At 41.4% G+C, this 4,891-nt stretch carries 3 protein-coding genes and 2 pseudogenes; 3 read left to right on the top strand and 2 right to left on the bottom strand.

Translation table 11 applies throughout. The annotated features are described in order from the left end of the window. The first annotated feature begins 20 nt into the window (after nucleotides 1-20). Nucleotides 21-603 (top strand): annotated as a pseudogene (locus tag QUA45_RS29325) (IS982 family transposase). Here QUA45_RS29325 and QUA45_RS27880 read toward each other — a convergent pair. Together QUA45_RS27880 and QUA45_RS27885 are read right to left on the bottom strand one after the other, a co-directional pair. Beyond that, nucleotides 554-883: a hypothetical protein gene (locus QUA45_RS27880; protein ID WP_333223111.1), complete on the bottom strand. Its 330-nt coding sequence runs from the start codon at nucleotides 881-883 to the stop codon at nucleotides 554-556. The pseudogene QUA45_RS29325 and the gene QUA45_RS27880 overlap by 50 nt on opposite strands. A gap of 43 nt (nucleotides 884-926) precedes the next feature. Continuing rightward, a pseudogene (locus QUA45_RS27885) lies at nucleotides 927-2,074 on the bottom strand (IS4 family transposase). A gap of 524 nt (nucleotides 2,075-2,598) precedes the next feature. On the opposite strand from QUA45_RS27885, the gene QUA45_RS27890 reads away from it, so the two are divergent. Together QUA45_RS27890 and QUA45_RS27895 are read left to right on the top strand one after the other, a co-directional pair. Further along, the gene (locus QUA45_RS27890) at nucleotides 2,599-3,345 is read left to right on the top strand and encodes a dienelactone hydrolase family protein (protein WP_333101228.1); all 747 of its coding nucleotides are present in this window, start codon (nucleotides 2,599-2,601) and stop codon (nucleotides 3,343-3,345) included. A 99-nt stretch (nucleotides 3,346-3,444) separates the two neighbouring features. Further along, the gene (locus tag QUA45_RS27895; protein WP_333101226.1) at nucleotides 3,445-4,344 is read left to right on the top strand and encodes a S1 RNA-binding domain-containing protein; all 900 of its coding nucleotides are present in this window, start codon (nucleotides 3,445-3,447) and stop codon (nucleotides 4,342-4,344) included. Nucleotides 4,345-4,891: the final 547 nt, after the last annotated feature.

Genomic DNA, 4,891 nt, shown 5'->3' on the forward strand with positions numbered 1-4,891 from the left:
TAGTCCCTCTGTGTGCTTATTTGAAGCATTGCTTTGGCCAATGTACTGGTATCAGCTTTATTGATTCGACCAAACTCCAAGTCTGTCACAATCCTCGAATTCGACAGCATAGAGTCTTCACCGACCAGGCCGCGAGGGGCAAAACATCGGTCGATTGGTTCTTTGGCTTTAAACTCCACTTAGTGGTGAATGAGTTGGGAGAATTGCTTAACATTCAACTGACCCCTGGGAATGTAGATGATCGAAAGCCCGTTCCCGACTTGCTCAAAACCTTGAGTGGCAAGGTGTTTGGAGATCGAGGCTATGTCTCAAAAGCTAGAAGTGGAGGAACTTCTGACCTCCTATAACATTGAATTTTTCGCTAAACCTCGTCGCAATATGAAGAACAAGCTGATGCGACTCCATGATAAGTTTCTATCCCGTAAACGAGCCATCATCGAGACAATTATTGACCAACTCAAGAATATTTCTCAAATTGAGCATTCCCGTCATCGCAGTCCCGTCAATTTCTGCATTAACGTTCTATGTGGCTTGATTGCCTACTGTCACCAACCTAAAAAGCCTTCTCTTCAGTTAGACTGGCTTTTGCGTCCTTCGGCTTAACCCGAACTGACGTTAAATACTGTAAAATCCCAGACAATCCTGTTAGAAAACCAATGACATGATTTGTTAAATATGATAATATTTCCTGAAGTTTTACACGGAGTTCGTCAAGATTACTGAAGACTAACTTAGCTAAAAACCCTTTGATGTATTTCCATAATCTTTCTGTTGGATTTGCTTCAGGACAATGAGGAGGTTGAAATAGTAAAATAATATTGTCTGGTAATTCAGATGTGATTAAAAGATGACCTGGAGCATTATCGACTTGAATAATATGCAATTCATCGGGATATTGAAGCGACCTGAAAGGGTGACAAAAATGGCTACAATACAGTTCTGATAAGCTTTGCCGCCATTTTACCTATTTGATAATTTGACCGTTTATTGGGGTGTAAACTAATATATTATCTCACTTATTCTTGACAAATATCCATAAAGATTACCCAATTTTTCGCTCGCATACCCACTTGAAATGTACTGTGCGAACGATAAATACGTTTGGGTTGTTTGGGACGAGCTACATATTTTTGCACTCCCATTTTGTTGACTAATTTTCCTTCAATAATTGTCGCTGTATAAGCAATGCTTACTAACAACATTAAGGTCAATAGCCTGGGTTCTGATACTTGGGCATCTTCAATGTTATAGCCACCGCTTTTATAATCTCTAAACATTTTTTCTATATCAAATCTTTGTTTATAAGCGCTTATAGCAGCTTTTAAAGTTTTTAATTTAGTTAATATAAACCATCCTTCTTTGACTGTGACTCCGCGATATTTTCCTTTCCATTTACAAGCGACGTTAGCTTTAAATCCTTTAAATTTTGTCATTTTGGTTCCGGATAAAAATAAAGACATTTCCGGTCGAATTCCTAAATTTTTTAATTCTACCCACATTTCTCCTTCCCGGAGAATGTATTCGGATTTTTTCAACCTCAGACAAAAATTGACTTTTTGTTCGTCAAGCCAGTTCCCTAAAATAACCGAACAAAATTCTCGGTCTCCTAAAATGACTATTCGATAGTTTCTAATGATTGGTAATATTTTGTGAAAGCGGCTTTTTGTTGCTGAAAATTACTATTTCCTTTTTTCGGTAAGAGCTCAAAATATAGAGGAATCTCTCTTTTGTCCCAAATTATACTGATTCTTAGAAAATTAAACTGGCTTCATTTAGTTCTATCAATGGCTATATGAAGACTATCAGTAGGGGGAAAATAAAGATTTAATAAATCTGTAATAAGAACCCGCCAGATTTTTTCCACAGTCTGTTGAGGAAGCATCAGAAATCTTTGAATTTTTTTACGACGACTTTCATAAGTGATAGGTAATGGTAAGTCAGAGGCGAGTTTCCCTAACTCTACATATCTTTGGGCTTGAATGACGATTATTAAGAGCTTTAACATCAATAATTCAGCTAGACTTAAATACTTTCTAAGCTGAATCATATAAAATTCAGGAATTTTAAAATTCATTGTCATTAGCTTTTGGTTATTAAGAATTTATCAATAATTTTTTGGCTGCTCAAGTAGGCTGAAACTGCCTAACAGTAAAAATTATAGTTTATATTGTCTCCCTTTTAGACAGTTAGCAAAAGCCATTGACTTTGCATTTAATGAAGTTACAGAGCAAAAATATTTGAGATTGGTTTACTCACTGCTGTTATTGTACCTCATCTTTTTGATAAAGGCTATATCTAAAAAATCTCACGAACAATCAAAATAAAATGTTTTCAAGCCTAGGCTTATCAAAATCTGTGTTTGAGCAAACCACTTATCAAAACTTACATTTTACCGAAACTTTATATCTCTTAATTGCTAGGGATGAGCCACCCCGAATTATTCAGCCCAACCTAAACCTTCAATAAATAGCGAATTTTTACCTGGCATATTTGCACTATTTGCGCTGCGCGGTCCCGAAAGATATAATTGCAGAATTGCCTAAAAAATTCCCAAGTCAACTTAAAATCAGTAGAGTGGCATTTACCTTAAAACTCCCTATGACAAAAGCCGAAATTAGCACCAAAAACATCACAGTTCCTAACGGGGATTTGCAAATAGCTGCATACCTAGCCCAGCCAGTCTCCCTAGGGCAATTTCCTGCTGTTATCGTAATTCAAGAAATCTTTGGCGTCAACTCGCACATCCGCGAAGTTACTGAAAGAATAGCAAAAGAAGGATATGTGGCGATCGCCCCAGCCATTTACCAGCGTCAAGCCCCCGGCTTTGAAACCGGCTACACGCCCGAAGCCATCCAAATCGGCAGAGAATACAAAGAAAAAACCACAGCTTCCGAACTTCTGGGCGATATCCAAGCCACTATCAATTACCTCAAAACTCTACCCTCTGTCAAACCAGAAGGTTTTGGCTGCATTGGTTTCTGCTTTGGAGGACACGTCGCCTACCTTGCCGCTACTTTGCCCGACATCAAGGCTACAGCGTCGTTCTACGGCGCCGGTATCGCCACCCAAACCCCCGGCGGCGGCACCCCCACGATCGCCCGCACAGCAGACATTAAAGGCACTCTCTACGCCTTTTTTGGCACTCAAGACCCCAGCATTCCCTTAGAACAAGTTGACCAAATCGCCACAGAATTGCAAAAACACAGTATTTCTCACCAAATTTTCCGCTACAATGCCGATCACGGCTTCTTCTGCGACCACCGCGGCAGTTACGACGCTACGGCAGCAGCCGACTCGTGGGTGCAGGTGAAGCAGCTATTTCATCAGCAACTTCAACCAGCTTAGAGAGTGGGAGATGGGGAGATAGGGAGATGGGGAGAGTGGGAAAATTTTTTCTACTGACGACTGCCAACTAAATTACTGACAACTGACAACTAAACTGACATGAATTCCAAATCTACAGGTTCTCAAAGCGCAAAACCATCCTTTTCAATGGATGATTTTGCTAAAGCCCTCGAACAGCACAATTACGAGTTCCAGAAGGGACAAGTAGTGCGCGGCAAAGTGTTCGAGTACGACTCAAACGGCGCGTATGTTGATATCGGTGGCAAGTCTTCGGCTTTTTTGCCGATCGAAGAGGCTGCTTTGAGAACAGTAACGGATTTGTCGGAAGTGGTTCCGCTGGACGAGGAACGGGACTTTTTGATTATCCGCGAACAAGATGCAGATGGCCAAGTTACCTTGTCTCTGCGGCAGTTACAAATTCAGCAAGCTTGGGAAGATTTAATTGATTTGCAGGAAACCGGTAAAGTTCTTCAGGTGCTGGTTACTGGGGCGAATAAGGGCGGCGTGACAGTAGATGTTCAGGGAATGCGCGGTTTTATTCCCCGATCGCACTTAGTGGACCGCGATAACCTAGAATCGCTGATCGGTCAATCTTTGAGCGTTAATTTTTTGGAAGTCGATCGCGAACGAGAAAAACTCGTACTTTCCCAGCGGATGGCGACTCAATCGAATGCCTTCAAGGATTTGCAAATTGGTCAGTTGGTGGAAGGAAAAGTCAGCAGCATCAAGCCTTTTGGCGTGTTTGTGGACTTGGAAGGAGTTAGCGGTTTGCTGCACATCAAGCAAGTCAGCCAAAAATATATTGATAACCTTGGCAAGGTGTTTGCTCCCGGTCAACCCCTGAAAGCGATTGTGCTTGACCTCGATGAAAGTCGCGGCCGGATTTCTCTTTCTACTCGGGTACTGGAAAATTATCCCGGGGAAATGGTGGATAAAATGGCGGATGTTATGGATACCGCAGAAGAGCGATCGGAACGTGCTCGCAAGACTCTTTCTTAAGTCTTGATATAATTACCACCCCGACTTATTTAAGAAGTCGGGGATCTAAGAGGGCGATCGTTTTACGTTTAATTAGCTTGATTTACTTATTTTGCATTGTACATCGACCTGACGGGGTGACAACCCCGTCAAAAGCTTGATAAAATCAAGGACATAGCCCTCAAACCCTTCTGAAAGAATGGGAGCTTATTGCGTCTAATTTTCATCAATTCCGCAATAGTTACATGGCAAAAATCCATCCCTACTCCCTCCGCTTCGTTGCGCCCACAATTGACCATATAATCCAATCCAAAAACTACTATGACGGCGTTGCGCTCGTTTCCACTCAATCAGGCGACCGATGTATTTCGGAATTCCCCTAAGCTTAAACTTACCTCCCTGTAAAATAGTCCAACTCTAAGCCAAAGCTATCAATAAAATTAAAGCTTTTAGGCGGTCGTCACAAGCGTAGCTTTTTTCAAGATTATAGCCCAATGGCACTGAAAAAGTCTCAATCACGCCCTCCGTTTAGATTTCAAGACAGAGCGAGGTTCCTGCATTCGAGGAT

Source organism: Microcoleus sp. Pol12A5 (assembly GCF_036701435.1).
In the GTDB taxonomy this organism is placed as follows: domain Bacteria; phylum Cyanobacteriota; class Cyanobacteriia; order Cyanobacteriales; family Microcoleaceae; genus Microcoleus.

Bases quoted from the DNA above. Each gene is read 5' to 3' on its own strand.
- QUA45_RS27890 (WP_333101228.1), top strand. From the start codon at position 2,599: ATGACAAAAGCCGAAATTAGCACCAAAAACATCACAGTTCCTAACGGG.
- QUA45_RS27895 (WP_333101226.1), top strand. From the start codon at position 3,445: ATGAATTCCAAATCTACAGGTTCTCAAAGCGCAAAACCATCCTTTTCA.